The sequence below is a fragment of the Nitrospirota bacterium genome, assembly GCA_040757335.1.
GTDB lineage: Bacteria > Nitrospirota > Nitrospiria > 2-01-FULL-66-17 > 2-01-FULL-66-17 > JBFLXB01.
Genome location: JBFLXB010000009.1, coordinates 92228 through 110027, shown reverse-complemented (window position 1 = coordinate 110027; position 17800 = coordinate 92228). Strand labels below are relative to the sequence as shown.

Sequence of the window (17800 nt, the reverse complement as noted above, 5' to 3'; positions counted from 1 at the left end):
TTTCCATTTGCTCATCGCTCTTGTCGAAGAGGTGGGCTTTCATTTAGCACAGGAATGCTTCTGGTACAACCCCGCAAAGATGCCGATGCCGGCCGAATGGGTGACAGTTCGGCGGATTCGAATCAAGGATTCTGTGGAGTATGTGTGGTGGTTCTCAAAGACCCCCTGGCCAAAAGCAAGCAATCTGCGGGTTCTGAAAGAATACAGTCCGGACATGATTCGATTGAGCCGCAGGGGTGTACGACCCACGGTACGCCCGTCGGGGCACGTCATCCGGGACTCCTTTGACAAAGTCGAGGCCGGCGGCGCTATTCCCCCCAACGTTGTTGAGAGGGAATTACCAGAAGAATCGGGGGCACCAATTCCAGAAGCAATGCTGAAGTTCGGCAACAACGCCGCTAACGATGATTACGCGAAGCGGAGTAAGGAACTCGGTCTGAAAATGCATCCAGCGCGGTTCCCCGCCGCCCTGCCGGAATTCTTTATTAAGCTCCTGACTGAGGAGGACGATACAGTTGTCGACCCCTTCGCTGGGTCTAATACGACGGGCGTCGTCGCCGAAAGTCTGCGACGCCGGTGGACCGCTATCGAGCGTGTTCCCGAGTATCTGGAAGCAAGTAGGGTGCGGTTCGAACGCCTATACAAGCCAGAGACACAACCCGCGCGAGTACAACCTGGGTTGTTCTGAGCTAAATTCTAACTCTGTCAGGGCTGGACGGTTCTTTAAGAGCATAGCATCTAGCTGGGAAATTGAGCATGGAAATCAATGGCATCTGAATCAACGGGACAACATACTCTAGGACTCCATTTTTTTTCGAATCAGGCTATGTGATGAGCACCAGACTGACTCAGGAGTTCCAGGAAACGGTTCCGCGGGAAACTGCGCCTCGATGGTGGACAGAACCCTGCGCTCATCGCGAATGTTCCCTACACCAACTGGCTCCTTACATCGGAAAGATCAAGAGTAGTATTGCTGGTGATTTGATCGAGCGATACTCGATGCGAGACGATCTAATTGTCGACCCATTTGCGGGTGCCGGCACGATTCCATTGGAAGCAGCACTCCGCGGACGTCGAGCATTCGCTACTGATATCAGCCCCTATGCACGAATACTCTCGCAGGCGAAGCTTTCGCCGCCAGTAACATTGCAGGCCGCCCTAAACACTGTCGAGAAAGCTTTGTCGGAGGCCGAGGCCCTTCCACAACCAGACCTCCGTTCAACGCCTCAATGGGTGCGACGGTTTTTTCACCCAGATACGCTGCGTAGCGCACTACGTTTTGCAACGGTAGCGAGACGACGCGGTAATGAATTCCTAATGGCTTGTTTCCTTGGGATTCTCCATCATCAGCGCCCAGGATTTCTTTCCTATCCAAGCAGTCATTTGGTCCCATATATTCGCAGCAAGAAGTATCCCCGCACGAGGTTTCCTGAGATGTATGCGTACCGCGAGCTAAGGCCCCGTTTGCTTGCCAAAGTGCACCGTAGCTATAAGCGGTTTTCCAGACCTCGCAAGTTAGGTGTAAAGTTTTTCCAAATCCCAGTCGAAAAAGTCAGTTTCCCCAGTCGGTTCGACGCTCTCATAACAAGTCCTCCCTATATGAACGCGCTCGACTATGTCCGCGACAATCGCCTCCGGCTCTGGTTCATTGACCCTAGTTTGGCAGAACGGGAAGACGACGACATCACCCAACGGCGCAAAGCGTTCGTGGATGGAATCACAAGCTTAGCAACGAAAGTGGAAAAGGGACTTAGACGCGACGGCTACTGCATTTTCGTTGTAGGCCAAGAAGTGCAGCGTAGCTTCCATGCTCATCCATCCTCCGTAGTCGTTTCGCTCGTCAAGCAACATGCTCCATCGCTGCGCCTCCGTAAAGTCATCACCGATGATATTCCAGACGTACGTCGAACTCGCCGAAAGTATCGCGGTGTGAAGTCAGAACATTTCCTCATATTTCAGCGAAACTGAAATGCGTGCGAATCTCCCTGACCGAAGTTATTTTGTCGGCAAGCCTCTGCCAAACCGTGCTGACGTAGTAGTCGTCGGGTGGGTTGATAGCGGGAATGACGCCCACGTGTTCCGCGCACGATCAGATAGCCTTAACCGAGACCTGGCGTGTAAGGTTATTCCGCGATCGAACCTCTTGCACGACCAAGACGGTGGAGAACTCTGGCGGAAGGAAGTCTATAAAGCCGATGCGCTGAAGAGCTCAACTGTCGTCAAGTTTGAGGACATTCAAGAATGGCGGGACGATTCTGCAGGAATCGACTGCGTCGTTCTCATCTCTGAGTTTGTTGAGGGACCAAGTCTCCGAAAATTCGTATCAGCCTTTGCCGATGTAATTACGGTAACCTTTATTGCGAATTGGCTGGCAACCATGCTCAACCTATTTAACGAAATGAAACGTCAAGGCGTTAGCCACGGCGACCTTCATAATGGGAACATCTTGGTCGAGGATCGCTCGTCGTATGATTTGTTGGGGCCTCAATATGTTTTTCGGGTTACGGACTTCGGGGTCGCAGATGCGACAAGCGAACCTCGGTTCAAAGACGATTATCTGCAGCTTGCCGATATACTCAAACAACTGCTGGGTTTGGTAAGATATTCGGAAGGCAGTCCAAAGGACAAGTTCATCTTCAAAGTCCTTCGTGACCACTTCGTTTCTCGTCATCTAGTCGAAGCAGATCTCACGCGGGATCCTCTTGCAAGACAACCGGCTAGTCTTCTCCGACGTCTGATAGATCTCGATGGTGATTTCGAGCGGAGTGCTGCTCAGGAGTCCGCTCGTCTGCTTACACCATTCGACTTCCTTAGCTGTGAACAAATCGGGGAGGCCCCGTCTTTGTTACGCGCGCTATATTCTGACAGATTTCTTGGGCTGTCTGAGATCGAAAGCCAAAACAATGTTGTTGTTACGGGTCCACGTGGTTGCGGGAAGACGACGGTTTTCCGAAGTCTCAGCCTTGACCAGAAAATGCATGTAAATGAGGCAGACCCTGACCAAACGCGTTACATTGGTGTCTACTATCGGTGTATTGACCTTTACTTTGCATTCCCTCGCTATGTGATTCCGGCTCGCAACGAGGCGCTGGACATCCCTATTCACTTTATTACTGCGACCCTGCTTGCCAAGCTCCTGGATTCACTCGAAACATGGGCCCGCAAGCACTTCGGTGATGAGTTCAATTCTGCAGAGTCAAAGGTCGCAGAGAATCTCTGGAGTGCCTTCGAGATTGATCCGCCCCAATACCCGGGGCAGACAACGCTCAAGGCCATCATAGCAAGACTCAACAAGGAACGATTAAAAGCGGCCGAGCGTCAACGATTTGTGAACGACGAGAATCGTGACATAGGACGATGTTTCGGCCCAGAAGTATTACTAAAGGCGTGCGAGGCTTTGAGCCACTTCCCATTCGCTCGAGGACGGCCAATTTACTTCTTCATTGATGACTATTCTTCGCCAAAGGTCACGAAAGATTTACAGAAAAGCCTGAATCGTGTGTTCATGCAGCGAGCATCTGTCTGTTTTTTCAAGCTTTCCACAGAAAGCCCTGTCTCATTTGCAAAGAGCGACATCGACCAGAAGATATACGTCGAGAGTAGAGAATTCATCGTCCAGAACCTGGGACTGGTCTATCTTCATGCTGAAATAGGTCCCAAGCTCACGTTTATTGATGACGTTTTTCGTCGTCGGCTCGCCCAGAGCAATACAAGCCTTTCCGCGAGAGAGCTTGCGCATCTCGTTGGCACCAGTTCGCAATGGAGTAACAACGAATCGGCGCGTCAGATTCGTGACGGCAAGAAACCACTTCTGTGGGGCAGAGAAACGCTCTGTAGCCTGTGCAGCGGTGATATTCACTACCTAATCAGCTTGGTTGGAAACATGGTGAATCTGAGTGGTGGAGCCCAAGAGTTGGCAAATGCACAGGGCGCGTTCAGAATACCGCCCGAGACCCAAAACCGGGCGATTCGTGAGGAAGCGGGCAGGTTCTTGAAGAATCTGCGAGGCATCCCCAAGTGCGGAGAACAGTTGGTTTCGATTGTCGAGGCCTTTGGGAACGTGTCTCACTCACACCTGAAGTACATCGACTCAAAAAACGAGGACGGGTCTCCTCCTAAACAGGCATCACGGGTCGAACCATATGAGCCGTTTTCCCTTTCACCGGCCGCACAGCAACTCTACGACGAACTACTACGCTATTCTGTTTTCATAGAAGACTTTCGTGGCAAGAGTCGCCGCGGTAAGGTGGTGCCACGCCTCTACCTACGGCGCTTCCTAATTCCTCACTTCAATCTGACGTTCAGCATGCGCGACTCAATTGAGCTTGAACCGGTAGACTTTGAGGAGTTTCTCCTGGCGCCAAAGACCTTCGAACAAAAGTTGAGATTGAAAAGCCAGGAAGATGCAAGGAGATTTGCAAAGACGGAGGAAGGTGAAGATAAAGACCAACTCCCACTGCGACTCGGGATCCCGCTCAATGACTCTGATAGTCCCAACACCTGACGAGAAACTTGCAGCGCAACGAAAGCCAGCGCTTGTAGCCGTAGATGCAGTGGAGCTGCATCCACAAGACTGGCTTGTGGTATGTGGTGGATTTGAAGATCGAGCCCTAGCAATCTTGGAGAACGCAACATCGAATGGAACACCTTTCAATGTAGCGGTCATTGTTTACGAGCCATTTGTTCCAGAAAACAAGACGGCTGATATCCGAAGAATTTGCCAAGATCGGGGCATAAGCGTTAGGGAATTGACCTATGACCGGCAAGACCCTGCCGGCTTCGGCAACGATCTGATCGAAGCATTGGCTGTATGTCGTGGGCGAATTGTCGTGGACATTTCAGGGATGTCGCGATTGCTGATTGTACAGGCGTTGGTTGCGCTTCAGAAACGTCCTAAGGGATTTGCGGACTGCTTTGTTGCCTACGCAGAGGCGCAGTGTTATCCACCAAGCGCCGAAGAAGCTGACGCAGAAATTTCTAGGTCGGAGTCAGATCCAACATTTTCCATTTTCTTTCTTTCCTCTGGCGTATTTGAGGTCACGGTCGTTCCTGAACTATCCTCCAACGCAGCCGCCAGCGTTCAGACAAGACTCATAGCGTTCCCGTCCCTCGACGCGCACCAACTGACGGCACTACGGGCCGAACTTCAACCATCCCGTCTGAGCATTATCGAAGGTATTCCGCCTGGCGCCCATAATCAATGGCGGCAGGGGACAATCGCCCGAGTAAATCGCCTTGATCAAATTCAAGATGCTGAACGCTACAAGGTCAGCACGCTAAATTATGAGGAGACCCTTTCCTCTCTGTTAGCTCTATACGTTAAACACGGGGTCTATGAGCGCCTGCTCGTGTCACCCACAGGAAGCAAGATGCAGGCAGTAGCGGTCGGTATTTTACGGTCGTTTGTGGAGGATATTCAAATTGTATATCCTACTCCTCGCGATTTTCTTAAGCCAGAAAGATATACACAAGGTGTAGGACAGCTGTACTTGCTGGAGCTTGGGCCACTTTCGGAAAACTAAATGGCAAGATAGCTACTCGTCGCAAATGGTCTTTCGCCGGGCTTATATCTGTGCTGATTCAAAGGAGTGGGCGGGAAGGAAAACTCGATGGGCCTAGAAATGCAAAAATGATCCGTCCTGTAAACTATCCGGCCAAGCCATTTTATTGGACATCCTTGACTGATAGAGGTGTTAAGTCCCATCGATTTCTGAGTTCAGTCTCATGACATCTTCGAAACGGTACGCGAAGACCAAACCCACGCCCAAGTCGACGAACTCGACCGCACATAAAGCACCAATACCGAGGGCTCCGAAACGGCTCAACCGCCCAGGAGTCCCCATGTTAGATGCGATATTAGGCAAGCCATTTTGTGCACTCGACGACGGTTTCATTCGCGTCATCGACTATATGGGTGATGACTCCGCGGTTGTTCAGGCCGCACGGGTCTCGTACGGGACGGGTACCAAGCAGGTGCAAGGAGACCGTGCCCTTATTCGCTATCTAATGCGACATTCGCACACAACTCCGTTCGAGATGTGTGAGATCAAGCTCCACGTCCGCGTTCCGATGGATGCGTGGCGCCAGTGGATTAGGCACCGCACCGCAAACGTCAATGAACATTCAACGCGTTACTCCGTCGCCATTGACGCCGCCCAACGCACGGCCCCGGACGAGTGGCGGGCACAAGCTACAGCGAGCCGTCAAGGAAGCACGGGCCACCTACCTCTTACCGAGGGTAAGCGTCTGTCCGCCAATGAAAGGCAGCTTCAGAAAATGGCGCGCGAAGTGTATGAGGCAAGGATCACGGCCGGGGTTGCGCGCGAGCAGGCTCGGAAGGACCTTCCGTTATCTACTTACACTGAAGCGTATTGGAAGATTGATCTCCACAATTTACTTCATTTTCTCAATCTGCGGATGGACGTACATGCGCAGCAGGAGATCCGTGCATACGCGACAATTATCGGCCAGGAAATCGTTGCCAGGTGGGTACCGGTAGTTTGGGAGGCATTCCTCGACTACCGCCGGCACGCCGTTCAACTCTCACGCATCGAGGCCGAGATCATAGGTGCTCTCGTTTCGAACGCCACGGCGCGCGCGCGCAGCCTCGCAGGCAAGTTCGGCCTACTCAACGCGGGCAAGGACGGTCGCCTTGCACCCAACCGTGAGCGAACGGAACTAGAGGCGAAGCTGCGTGCCCTCGGGCTAACATTACCATGGGGTTAGCGAACGAGCCTCTCCGCAGGTTGTTATGGTATTTTAGAATTCTTCCCCATTTCCTCTTCCAAATCGCGGTAGATCCGTTGATTGATCCGTTGCCACAAACCGAGCGGCGTCGGTTCCTTCCTCCGAAAGCGAGGCAGCGTTTTGGCGTAGTCCCAGCCGTGCTCGATTTCCGGCTCGACCCACGAAATACGCGTTTTCCGCGGCTCGCCGCTCCAGTTGATCATCGCTTCCCCGACCGGCAGTTCGTGCAGCAACGCCTCCGGTCGCACGCGCTGGTCGTACATCTGCCGATGCGTGAGTGAAGAGGAATTGGAGTCTGTCCGCCGGGGATTCAGGTAGCGACGCAGGCTGATTACCTGCTCGGCGTCCGATGTGGATTTGCCCGCCGATACTTGAGCGAACCACCGTAGCTCCTGCCCGAAGAAGTCCGACGCCCACAGCGCCGACTCCAGGCTCTTGAGCCGCATAAAGACTTTCATCTCGGTGTTCCCCATCACCGTCTCCAGAAATCCCGTCGAGAGCCCTTTCTCCCGATCCGCGAGCTGCGACGTCAATTGGAACGCCGCCACCACCGCAACGTTGGCCTCGCGCGCCTGCTCGAAGACCACGGCAAAATCGGGGAGGGCGTACGAGCCGAATTCGTCCAGCACCACCAGACACGGCATCAGCGGCCTAAAGTCCTTCTCGCTGTAAACCGCACCGATCGAAGATTGCAGGTCGGTCAAGATCACCTTGCCCAGCTTTTCCGATTTCTTCGTCTCCTGCAGCCGCGGGAGCGCGGCGTAGATGATCTGGCTTTTCTTGATCGCCTGGTAGAAGTCCACGTCGCTAACCGGCCGGCACAGAAAGTCCCCCATCGGGGTGCTCGAGATCGCGCCTAGCTCCGAGATCAGGCCGGAGAGCAAGTCGCTCACTTGGGCCGTGCCCTTGAACTTCCGCACGAACTTCTCCACCTCGATCAGCGAGTCCGACGCGTTATCGTTATACAGATCTTGTTTCAAGATCCGGAACGCCTGGTCCGGCGTTTCGAAGATTGCCAAAATGTCTCGGTACGAGAACCCACGCTTGAGATGGTGGAGCGCGCGCACCATCTTGAGAATGGCCGTGTAGGCGAGGTTGGAGTAGTACGAGGCGGGGTGGCCTTCGGGAACGGACGGCAGGAGGCGGTGGATCTTGTTCGCGATGATCCCGGCCTCGCGCTCGGCGTCGCGCGCCATGAGCGGGTTGTAGGCGTGGGAGAGCGTCGGGTCCTGGGGATCGATCACCCGTAAGTCGCTCGCGCGCCCGCAGGCTTGGGCGAGCCACGCCACTTTGGCAAAGCCGGTGTAGCGGCGCTTGCCGTCCATGAAGATCACCGCACCGCCTCGGCGCATTTGCTGGTAGATCAATGAGAGCAGGAAGCTCGTCTTGCCCGCACCGGACGAGCCGACCACGGCCATGTGCTGGGTGAGCAGCCGGTCAGGCAACACCAGCTCCTTGCCGGTTGCGGCGTCATAGCCCAGCGTCAGGCCAGGCCTCGGCCCCACAAGAGGTGTCGCGTTAGTCGGGACTTCCATTTTTCTCTGCAGCGATCTTCGTCCTGAATCTGGCGACTCCTCTGGCGATCACCAGCACTACGACTGTTTCGTCGACGAGCACCAGAACCATGGCCCACCATGGATCCACCCACCCGGGGATTGGCACGACGGCCCGAAAGGGAAGAAAGAAAGCGGCGTGTACCAGAACTAGTGCCGTGCCACCCAGCACCCAGGGCCAGCGACGGCGTGTGTGCGCGATCGGCAGGTACTCCGCCGGCCGCGCCTCATCACGCATGCCGCGCCCCGGTCAGCTTCACCTCGTACGGCTGGCACCGTGTCCAAGACCGGACCGCCTCGGGAGCGAGCGCCTCCAGCGCGGGCAGCGAGAGGGCGGCCACGCATTTGTACGTCACGCCGCTTGCGTTGATATTGAACAGCGCCGACGGGTTGGGCTTCCGGCCTTGCGCGGCCTCCGCCAGGACGCCGTGCTCTCGCAGCACGTCGACCAGCAACGGCCAGGCGGGGTGGAGCTTGCCGAGCGGACGCCGGATCGGCAGCTTCTCTTTGAGCTGCGACGGTAAGCGGTCAAGCGTCTTCTCTCGTAGGGCGTGTTCGAGCACATAGACGAGATCTTCAGCCGTGAACCCCTCGGGATATCCCCCGCGGTGCCGGTTGATATTGAAATCAGGGACCGCCGCGCAAAACGCCTCCCATAGATAGGGCTTCACCCCCTCAACCTGTTGTCGGCTCCGGGAAGTTTCCTGCTCGTGCGCGATCGCGTCGGCCTTGTGCATCAGCTCGAACAGCACCGAGGTGACCGGTGGCGCCGACGTGGGGATCTCTTCGGGGTTGTGGTAGTACCGCAGAGCGCATAACAGCGCCTCCCGGTGTGCCGGACCCATCTCGGAGTAGAGAGCGGGCAGGCTCGCGATCATGAGTCCGGATATTCGATCGTGGGGCAAGCGCCGATCGATCCAGCCGCCATCGGAGTTCTCGTAGGCCAGCACCTTTCCCAGGTCGTGGCCGAGCGCCATCAGTAGGCAGAGCCGCCGCTCGTCATCGGGCCGACCCTGCGCGAGTGTGGCCATGATCTCGATCGTCCGCGCGGTGTGCTCGATGAGCCCGCCCGGGACGTTGAGGTGGTCGGCCAGCGAGGCCGGGTGTTCGGGCGAGGCCGCGAAGCACGCGAGGATCTGCTCGGTCAGGGGTGAGAGGACACCGAGCTTCTCGGCCTGTGCGTACAGCGCGGTGGATCTCGGGTCAGCTTGCGGCACGCTGAAGTCCAGTGGTTGATTGGGCGTGACGAGCATCCGCGATAATCGCGGCAGATGCTCGGCGGTAGTCCGGCGCCGAACGGTTCGTGCAACCACGAGCGCCCCCACGCCTCCGAGTCCAGCACTCAGGGCGCCCAAGCCGAGCGCGCTGTCCCGTAAGACGATCCATCGCAAATCGTTTTCGGCTCCCCAGAGACTCCAGGTTGATCGAGCCCCGCCGAGTAGTGTGTTGAGTTCGTTCCGATTGTCTCCGTTACGGACCGTTTTCCCGTTTGTCGCCTCATCCAGAGCGGTCTGGTAGACGCCCCACGCTTCAGGCGTGTCTTCCCACGACATGAGCCTAGCGATAGCCGCACCCGCGCGCATCGGGAACCATCGTGTGCCCCGCCACAGCGCCTCCGCTCTCTGAGCACTTTCTTCGACCTGGGATCGAACGATATCGCCAAAAGACGCGTGTGCCGACACGGGCGCGGTTGCGAGTGTCATCGCGAGGGTCGCAGGAGCGAGTCCGGGAGCGAAGCGAACCAACTTTGGGGACGTTTCCACCATCAGATCCGGTGTAGTTCCGAAGTATCAATGCGGTCTCCCCACGATACCTGCCCCATCCAAGGTCTTCTGCTCTGAATCTCGCCAAAACACGCCCCACGCCGTCCGTTTTGTGGCCTCAGCCGATCTCGCGCGGTTGCTACAGTCGCGCTCACGCAACGGGGCGCTGCCCCACAACCAAGGAGGAGAGATGAAAGAGACACGTACGATGGCCCAGGTCGTGGTGCTCACGCTGCTCTTGCTGGCCGTGCTCGCGCCAGCCGTGGCGCTCGCGGGCACGGCCGACACCGAGTTCCAGCCGCTGTACCAGAAGTTCATCGACTGGGTCAGCGGGTATCTGGGCAAGACGCTGGCCGTCGCCGCCCTGATCGCCGGGCTGTTCATCGGAATCGTCCGGCAGAGCCCGCTGGCCGCGGTGGCTGGAGTGGCAACGGCAATCTTCGCAGCCTACGGACCTACCGTTATTGAAGGTCTGGTCGGCGCCACGTTCTAACGATGCTTCCGAGGATTTGGGTAATGAGCCTGTTCAGGAATGCGCCAGATGCAAGGCGCCGCGAGAACCGGACCGGAGCGTACTGGTCTGTACGTGAGGACCGGAAGCGCAGTGGCAACGCAGCAAATGGTCGTTCATCAACAGGCTCCTGATGGAGACGCGAATCCCGAGATACATCGACGACCCGCCGCAATTTCTGTGGTGGGAACTGGACGAACTGATGTTCGTCGTCGCCGGCTTCGGCCTCGGCATCTTCCTCGACTATCCCAGTGTCGGCGGGTTGATCGGAATTGTCCTGGCCAGACTGGCCAGTAAGCAGAAATCGGGACGGGCTGACGGGTACCTCTGGCACGCCTTGTACTGGATCGGCGTCGTGGCGGGCAGGCCGCCGGGACACATCCGGGAGATGGTGGAGTGAGGATCGAGCGGTATCTCGCGGGACAACGAGAGCATGGCCTGCTCAAGCTCGCGGTCCTGGTGCTGGTCTTGGGGCTGCTCGCAGAAGGCGTGCTGGTGCTCCTGCTGGCGAGGTCCCAGCGCATCGTGCTCGTCCCGCCCGCGCTCTCGGAGCAGCGCGAGATCTGGGTGAGCGACGAGGTCGCGAGCGCCGCCTACCTGGAGGACCAGACGCGGTTCCTGCTGCCGTTGTTGGCCGACGTGCACCCGCGCAACCTGGACGCGCAGTTCTCGCTCTTTCTGCGCTACGTGGCGCCCGAGTCCTACGGCGCGGTCAAGGCGCAACTGCTCGCCCAGGCCGAGCGCGCGCGCCGGAACGATCTCGCGCAAGTCTTCTACATTCAGAATCTCGACGTGAAAGACCATACCGTTCGAGCGACCGGGCTCTTGCGGCGCTTCGTCGGCAAGACATCCACATCGGAGGAGGTGGCGACCTATGAAGTACGTTACGAAATGCGGCGTGGCCGCCCTGTGGTGGTTGGCGTTGCTGTCGGCGCCCCAGGCGTGGGCGCTCCAGAGCGTGTCGGGCCATGATGCGGCGGTGGTGAAGGTCAGCAACCGGGATCTCAACCGCATCGCGCTGCCGTCCAAGGTCCTCAAGGCTTACACGAGCAAGCCGATCGACGTGAAGGTCGAGGGCCGCGACGTGTACGTGAAGGTGCCCGCAACCACTGCCGGACCGATCGAGCTGTACCTGCTCACCGAGGAAGACACCTACACGCTGATGCTGGTTCCGGTTCCCACGCCGGCCGAAACCGTGGTGATCAAGGCCGGATCCGACACCGGGCCCAGCCTGGAGGGCGAACCCTACGTGCGGCAGATCAAATCGCTGCTGCGAGCGATCGCGTCTGGCGCCGTACCAAAGGGCTACGACGAGAGCCCGGTCACCGACGCCAAGGAGGAGTGCACGCTCGCGCAGTGCTCGCTGATCCCGACGCGGCGCTACCTCGGCGCGCGCCTCTCCGTCACCGAGTACCGGCTCGCCAATCCCGATGGGGAGCCGCGCGCGTACTCGGAGGCCTCGTTCGACCAACCGGGGACGCGGGCGGTGGCCATCGAGCGGCAACCGATCGAGCCGGGCGGGGCGACGCGGCTCTTCCGCGTTGAGGAGGTGGCGCCGTGAAGCTGGCGGAACGCCTCGGCACACTCGCTCGCAAGCCCGTGGTCGTCATGGGCGTGATCGCGGTCGCCCTCCTGGTCGTGGTCGTGCTGATCATCGGACCCGGGACCACGCCCAAGCCCACCCCACCCAAGAAGGCGGTGGAGGTCAACGTCTTGGGAAGTGCGGATCTGGAGAAAGAGCACTGGCGCGCGACCGCCGAGAAGGATCTGGAAGCGATCAAGACCCAACAGCGAGCGATCGAGGCGCAGCTCAAAGCGCTCGCGGAGAAGGGATCGGACCGGTTTTCACGAACGACGCCGTCCTTGACGACCGGAACGGTTCGGCGCGACCCGTTCGAGCCGAGGATCAAGCCGGCGCCGATCCAGCCCCTGCTCCCGGTGGCAGCGACGACGCCGATACGACCTGAGATGGTTCCGATGCCTGCGGCGCTTCCCGCAGCCGAGCCGATCCGCATCTTCGGGCCGGATACCGGGGTCGGCGCGGCACTCGCGTCGTCCACTCCGAAGCCGGTTGAGGCCGCGAAAGCCAACGGCTTGGGCGAGGAGTCGGCGTACCTTCCCTCCGGGAGCTTCGTCCAAGGCATCCTCCTCTCCGGGCTCGACGCGCCAGCCGGAGTCACGGCCTCCAAGGAGCCGCACCCGGTGCTGATCAAGCTCTCGGACCTCGCCGTGCTACCCAACCGCGCGCGACTGGACATCAAAGACTGCTTCATCGTGGGCGAGGGGTACGGCGACCTCTCGTCCGAGCGCGCCTACGTCAGGACCACCACGCTCTCGTGCGTGAAGGCGAACGGCCAGAGCCTGGATACCGCGCTCAAGGGGTTTGTCGCGGGCGAGGACGGCAAGGTCGGGCTGCGCGGCCGCGTGGTGTCCAAGCAGGGACAGTTCCTGGCCAAAGCGTTGGTCGCCGGGTTCGCCGAGGGGCTGTCGGATGTCTTCAGGCTCTCGGCCACGACCGTGAGTGTCTCGCCGTTGGGGTCCACCCAGTCGCTCGACCCCGAGCGCGCGCTGGAGGCGGGCGCGCTTTCCGGCACGGGCCGGGCCCTCGACCGCCTGGCGCAGCACTACATCAACATGGCTGAGCGGCTCTTCCCCGTGATCGAGATCGACGCGGGCCGCAAGGCCGAGGTGGTCGTCCTGCAGGGGCGGCCGCTCGAATCCGTGGAGGCCAAAGCCCGATGAAGATCGTTCATCACGTATTCGCACTCCTGGTCTTCACCGCGGCGGCCACACCAGCCCTCGCGGGGGAGGACATTCCGGCCGTGGTGCGCCAGGCGCTGCCCCAGGTCGACATCCAGCGCGTGGAGACGAGCGAACTGGCCTCGCCGCTCTACACCGTGGTGACCGCTCAAGGAATCTTCTATCTGGATGGCAGCGGCCGCTACCTCTTCACCGGCGAACTGTACGACCTGAAGACCCAGGAGAATCTGACCCAGGCCACGATCTCAGCTCGCCGTCGCATCGCCTTCAACGATCTCCCACTTGGTGACGCGATTCTTTACAAGAAAGGGCTGCGACGTCTGGCGATCTTCGTCGATCCGGATTGCCCTTATTGCCGCAAGCTGCATCAGGAGTTGGGGCAGCTCGACGCCACCGTGTACGTCTTCCTGTATCCCTTGGCCGAGCTGCATCCCTTGGCGTATCGCAAGTCGGTGTCGATCTGGTGCAGCGAGAACCGGATTGCCGCGCTCGACGCGGCGCTGGGCGGGCAGGTGGTTCCCGCGCGCGACTGCGAACATCCAATTGACCGTACCGTCACCCTAGGGACGCGGCTCGGGGTGCGGGCCACGCCGACCATCGTGCTCGACGACGGGCGCTGGATCGAGGGATACCGCTCGGCCGCAGAACTGGCGCGGCTGGTCGGTGCGACCCCTTCAGGAGTTCCCAACACCAATCGCTGACGGATCTGTCCACCATCCACGAAGGAGCTGTGACGCAATGACCCATGACCTGTTGTATTTCGTCTTACTTCTGATGCCCATCGCGGGACCGGCCTGGTACCTGCACATCGAAGCCAAGCAAGAGATGGCTGGCCGTGGCAAAGAGGAACAGTCGTCATGAGGTTTGCGGCGGCGTGCGTGTCGATCCTGGCCGCTGCGGTCCTTGCGGGTTGCGCCGCCCGTTATAGCTGTCCCGCGCCCAAGGGGGTGTCGTGTAAGCCGATCTCGGAGGTGTACCGGTCAACCCTCGGCAGCGCCACAACACCGAAGGTGGCGAAGAATGCGACGGCTCCGTCGACTCCAGCCAAGCCTGCTGCGCCGCCTTCGCTCGCTGAAGGCCAGCCGCCGATCCGCTCAGCCCCCAAGATCCTGCGGGTATGGATCGCGCCCTGGATCGATGACGAGGGCGACCTGCACCAGGAGGGGTACGTGTACGTGGTGGTGGATCATGGGGCGTGGACGTTCGGGGTGCCTGCGACGACTCAAGAGGCGGGGAGCCGCGATGAGGCGAAGTGAGCGGCTCCAGGAGCTCTTCGATCGGGAGCGGCTTTCCTCATTCCTACCCTACGAGGCCTACGACCCGGAGACCGGAGTCTTTCTGGTCGAGCACGGGGCCGGTGTGGTCTTCGAGTGCCTCCCGCGCTGCGGAGTCGGGATCGAGACCATCCAGGTGTTGGAGGCGCTCTACGCCGCGACCTTCCTGCCCCCGGGAACCGCGATCCAGGTGATGCTCTACGCGTCGCCCTCGGTGGGGTCGTTGCTCGCGCTCTGGAGCGAGGCGCGTGGGACCGGCCCGCTGTTTTCGCGCATGGCGCAGCAGCGAATCGATCTCCTGCGCGGCCGGGCCTCGGGGGAGGGCGACGCAGGGCTCGGCCCCGCGCCGGTCCGCGACTTCCGGCTCCTGGTGAGCGTGACCGTGCCGACGAATCTCAATGGATCGGGCTCGTTGACCGATCGAGCGAACGAGCTGTTCACCAAGGTCGAGGGACTTCTGCAGTCCATGCACCTCTACCCACGCAAGCTCTCGGCGCAAGGCCTGATCGGGCTCGTCTTTGAGCTGCTCAATCCCCGCCACCCGGTCGAACGACTACCAGTTTGGGACGAGACGGCCCCGCTCCGGGACCAGACGATCTTCGCCGACAGCCCGCTACGATTGGAGGCCGCGCATCTCGTGCTCGACGGCCGGGTCATCAAGAGCCTCTCGGTCAAGCAGTATCCCCAGGAGGCGAGCCTGGCCACGATGAACCAGGTCATCGGCGACGGGTTGAAGGGGATGGACCAAATCCCCACGCCGTTCTGCCTGACGCTGAACGCGCTGGTCCTTGATCTCGACAAGGACGTGAAGGCCATCGAGGCCAAGGCGGGCCTGGTGACGTATCAGTCGCTCGGCGTCCTGGCGCGCATCCTGCCCAAGATCCAGGAGAAGAAGGAGCACTTTGACGTGCTGTTGAAAGGACTCGGTGATGGCCACCGGCTGATCAAGGCCTACCTGCACCTGGCCCTGTATGGCCGCGAGGCGCAGAGCCTCGATCAGGTCGCCCAGCAGGTGGTGGGCCTGTTCCGCAAGCAGGGGTTCATCCTGCAGGAGGATCACTTCATCACGCTGCCCCTCCTGCTTGCAAGCCTGCCGATGGGGCTTGGCGCCGAGCACGAGAAAAAGCTGCTCAAGCGCGCCAAGACCGTGCTGTCGTCGAACGCGGCGTTCCTCTCGCCGGTCTGCGCAGACTGGAAGGGCACGGGCTCGCCCGCCCTGTTGCTGATCTCCCGGCGCGGTCAGGTGATGCTGCTCGACCTGTTCGACTCGCCGGGCAACTACAACGCGGTGGTGGCGGCCAGCTCCGGATCGGGGAAGAGCTTTCTGGTCAATGAGCTGTGCTTGTCCTACCTGGCGGCGGGCGGGCAGGTCTGGGTGATCGACATCGGCCGCAGCTACGCCAAGCTCTGCCGCCTCCTGGACGGCGACTTCATCGAGTTCCGGCCGGACAACCCGCCGGGCTTGAACCCGTTCTCGCGGGTGAAGGACTTGGACGGCGAGGACACGGATCTCGATCTGTTGATTCCGATCATCGGCCAGATGGCCTCGCCGTCCAAGCCGCTCTCGGATCTGGAGCGCTCCTTCATCGAACGCGCGATCCGCAAGGCGTTCGGCCAGCACCAGCACCAGACCACGATTACCGCAGTGGCCGAGGCACTGGCCAATAGCGACGATGCCCGAGCCAAGGATCTGGCGACGATGCTCTTTCCCTACACGCGCCGCGGCCGGTACGGCCGGTTCTTCGAGGGGGAGATGACGCTCCGATCGAAGAACCCCTTCGTGGTCCTGGAGCTGGAGGAACTGCGGGGCAAGGGCGATCTGCGGAGCGTAGTGCTCCTGCTGCTGATCTATTACATCCAGACCGAGATGTACCTGGGCGAGCGCAAGCGCAAGAAGCTCGTGGTGATCGATGAGGCGTGGGACCTGCTCGGGGAGGGGAACACGGCCAAGTTCGTCGAGCACGGGTACCGGCGCTTTCGCAAGTACAACGGCGGCATCGTGACGATCACGCAGGGGATCAACGATCTGGCCAAGACCGACGCGGGGCGCGCGGCCTTGGAGAACAGCGACTTCCTCTTCCTGCTGCGCCAAAAGGCCGAGAGCCTGATGGCGCTCAAGGAAACCGGGCGGCTCTTGATGGACCAAGCACTGTTCGAGCTGCTTTCCAGCGTCCACACCGTGCCGGGGCGCTACTCGGAGGTGTACGTGCGGACTCCCATCGGCGCCGGGATCGGTCGGCTGATGGTGGATCCGTTCACGCATCTGGTCTATACGACCAACCCGGCCGAGTATGCGCGGGTCGAGGCCTATCAGCAGCAAGGTCTCAACCTGGTGGAGGCGATCGAGCGATGCCTCGGGTGATCACCGTCGCGGTGTTGAGTGCGGCGCTGAGTGCCGCTGGGACCGCAGCCGTTCTGCTCCAATGGGATGTTTCCCGTGCGAAGCGGGACCCTGGTGCCTCTCTCGCCGTCGTGGATCTGGCGGGCATTGTTGAGCGGCAGCGGGCAGCAGTGATTCGCGCAGCCAAAGATCCTGAATCCGCCGAGTTGATGATGGCCGAGCGACTGGTGCGGCTGGCATCTGTGCTTGCCGAGGCCGGGCAGACGCGCCTGATCTTGAACAAGCCAGCAGTCGTCAGCGGGACCCTGGGCGATCTTACCGGGGAGATCGAGGAGCGACTCAAGCGAGAGGGGAGCGATGCGCGTGAGCCGTCGCGTTGAGAGCTGGGCGGTGCTTGCGTGGACGCTGGTGTTGATAGTGGTCGGCGGCCAAGCCGCCCTAGCGCTGTCCGGCATCTCGATCGGGATCAACCCCACCGCGTCGCAGCCGTATCGAGTGTTCATCGTGCTACACGGCAGGCCGTTCGGGCGTGGTGACCTGGTGGCGTTCCGGTTCGGCGGCAGCCGCTACTACCCCGCGGGAACGATCTTCGTGAAGGAAGTCAAAGGACTGGCGGGCGATCGGCTGGAGATCCGACAAGATCGAACGGTCCGGCTCAACGAGGCTGCGATGGATGCTGTTCGCGCGACCGACAGCAAGGGCCGAGCGGTCGAGCCCTTTCTATTCGAGGGCACAATCCCGTCGGACAGGCACTTTCTGTATTCGGATGCGCCGAACTCCTACGACAGCCGCTACTACGGTCTGATCGCCAAGAGCCAAATCATCGGGCGCGCGGTGCCACTACTGTGAGG

Annotated in this window: 18 protein-coding genes; 16 read left to right on the top strand and 2 right to left on the bottom strand. The window is 59.9% G+C overall.

Features of this window, described 5'->3' with window-relative positions; all coding sequences use genetic code 11:
* The 5 genes from AB1451_07165 to thyX form a co-directional block, all read left to right on the top strand.
* The coding region (locus AB1451_07165; protein ID MEW6682689.1) for a site-specific DNA-methyltransferase at positions 1 to 688 on the top strand (688 nt) is incomplete at its 5' end.
* A 143-nt stretch (positions 689 to 831) separates the two neighbouring features.
* Positions 832 to 1968 carry a hypothetical protein gene (locus tag AB1451_07160; protein ID MEW6682688.1) on the top strand — a complete coding sequence of 379 codons (1137 nt, stop codon included), beginning with the start codon at positions 832 to 834 and terminating at the stop codon, positions 1966 to 1968.
* A 1-nt stretch (position 1969) separates the two neighbouring features.
* Complete coding sequence (locus AB1451_07155) at positions 1970 to 4504, top strand: AarF/UbiB family protein (GenBank protein ID MEW6682687.1); 2535 nt, start codon at positions 1970 to 1972, stop codon at positions 4502 to 4504.
* A complete protein-coding gene (locus AB1451_07150; GenBank protein MEW6682686.1) occupies positions 4479 to 5522 on the top strand; it encodes a hypothetical protein in 1044 nt (347 codons plus the stop codon). The genes AB1451_07155 and AB1451_07150 overlap by 26 nt, the downstream gene beginning before the upstream one ends.
* A gap of 319 nt (positions 5523 to 5841) precedes the next feature.
* Positions 5842 to 6726 (top strand): FAD-dependent thymidylate synthase, encoded by an 885-nt coding sequence (gene thyX / locus AB1451_07145; protein MEW6682685.1) that lies wholly within the window; start codon positions 5842 to 5844, stop codon positions 6724 to 6726.
* Between the two features lie 23 nt (positions 6727 to 6749).
* Here the strand turns inward: thyX and AB1451_07140 are convergent, their stop codons facing one another.
* Entirely contained in the window at positions 6750 to 8192 is a 1443-nt protein-coding gene (locus tag AB1451_07140) for a TraM recognition domain-containing protein (protein ID MEW6682684.1), read from the bottom strand.
* 338 nt (positions 8193 to 8530) lie between these two features.
* Positions 8531 to 9853, bottom strand: coding sequence for an HD domain-containing protein (locus AB1451_07135; GenBank protein ID MEW6682683.1), 1323 nt, complete (start codon positions 9851 to 9853; stop codon positions 8531 to 8533).
* Between the two features lie 400 nt (positions 9854 to 10253).
* On the opposite strand from AB1451_07135, the gene traA reads away from it, so the two are divergent.
* The 11 genes from traA to lepB all read left to right on the top strand — a co-directional run bounded on the left by traA (position 10254) and on the right by lepB (position 17798).
* Positions 10254 to 10556, top strand: coding sequence for a TraA family conjugative transfer protein (gene traA / locus AB1451_07130; protein ID MEW6682682.1), 303 nt, complete (start codon positions 10254 to 10256; stop codon positions 10554 to 10556).
* Between the two features lie 151 nt (positions 10557 to 10707).
* Positions 10708 to 10974 carry a type IV conjugative transfer system protein TraL gene (traL, locus tag AB1451_07125; protein ID MEW6682681.1) on the top strand — a complete coding sequence of 89 codons (267 nt, stop codon included), beginning with the start codon at positions 10708 to 10710 and terminating at the stop codon, positions 10972 to 10974.
* On the top strand, positions 10971 to 11546 hold the full coding sequence (gene traE / locus AB1451_07120) for a type IV conjugative transfer system protein TraE (protein ID MEW6682680.1): 576 nt from the start codon (positions 10971 to 10973) through the stop codon (positions 11544 to 11546). The genes traL and traE overlap by 4 nt, the downstream gene beginning before the upstream one ends.
* Entirely contained in the window at positions 11449 to 12135 is a 687-nt protein-coding gene (locus AB1451_07115) for a type-F conjugative transfer system secretin TraK (protein ID MEW6682679.1), read from the top strand. Before traE ends, AB1451_07115 begins: the two co-directional genes overlap by 98 nt.
* Positions 12132 to 13316 carry a TraB/VirB10 family protein gene (locus AB1451_07110; GenBank protein ID MEW6682678.1) on the top strand — a complete coding sequence of 395 codons (1185 nt, stop codon included), beginning with the start codon at positions 12132 to 12134 and terminating at the stop codon, positions 13314 to 13316. Before AB1451_07115 ends, AB1451_07110 begins: the two co-directional genes overlap by 4 nt.
* Positions 13313 to 14035, top strand: coding sequence for a DsbC family protein (locus tag AB1451_07105; GenBank protein ID MEW6682677.1), 723 nt, complete (start codon positions 13313 to 13315; stop codon positions 14033 to 14035). The genes AB1451_07110 and AB1451_07105 overlap by 4 nt, the downstream gene beginning before the upstream one ends.
* A gap of 37 nt (positions 14036 to 14072) precedes the next feature.
* On the top strand, positions 14073 to 14195 hold the full coding sequence (locus AB1451_07100; protein ID MEW6682676.1) for a hypothetical protein: 123 nt from the start codon (positions 14073 to 14075) through the stop codon (positions 14193 to 14195).
* A complete protein-coding gene (traV, locus tag AB1451_07095; GenBank protein ID MEW6682675.1) occupies positions 14192 to 14590 on the top strand; it encodes a type IV conjugative transfer system lipoprotein TraV in 399 nt (132 codons plus the stop codon). The genes AB1451_07100 and traV overlap by 4 nt, the downstream gene beginning before the upstream one ends.
* Positions 14577 to 16970: a type IV secretion system protein TraC gene (gene traC, locus AB1451_07090; protein MEW6682674.1), complete on the top strand. Its 2394-nt coding sequence runs from the start codon at positions 14577 to 14579 to the stop codon at positions 16968 to 16970. Before traV ends, traC begins: the two co-directional genes overlap by 14 nt.
* A complete protein-coding gene (locus tag AB1451_07085) occupies positions 16958 to 17329 on the top strand; it encodes a TrbI F-type domain-containing protein (GenBank protein MEW6682673.1) in 372 nt (123 codons plus the stop codon). The genes traC and AB1451_07085 overlap by 13 nt, the downstream gene beginning before the upstream one ends.
* The gene (lepB, locus tag AB1451_07080) at positions 17313 to 17798 is read left to right on the top strand and encodes a signal peptidase I (GenBank protein MEW6682672.1); all 486 of its coding nucleotides are present in this window, start codon (positions 17313 to 17315) and stop codon (positions 17796 to 17798) included. Before AB1451_07085 ends, lepB begins: the two co-directional genes overlap by 17 nt.
* Positions 17799 to 17800: the final 2 nt, after the last annotated feature.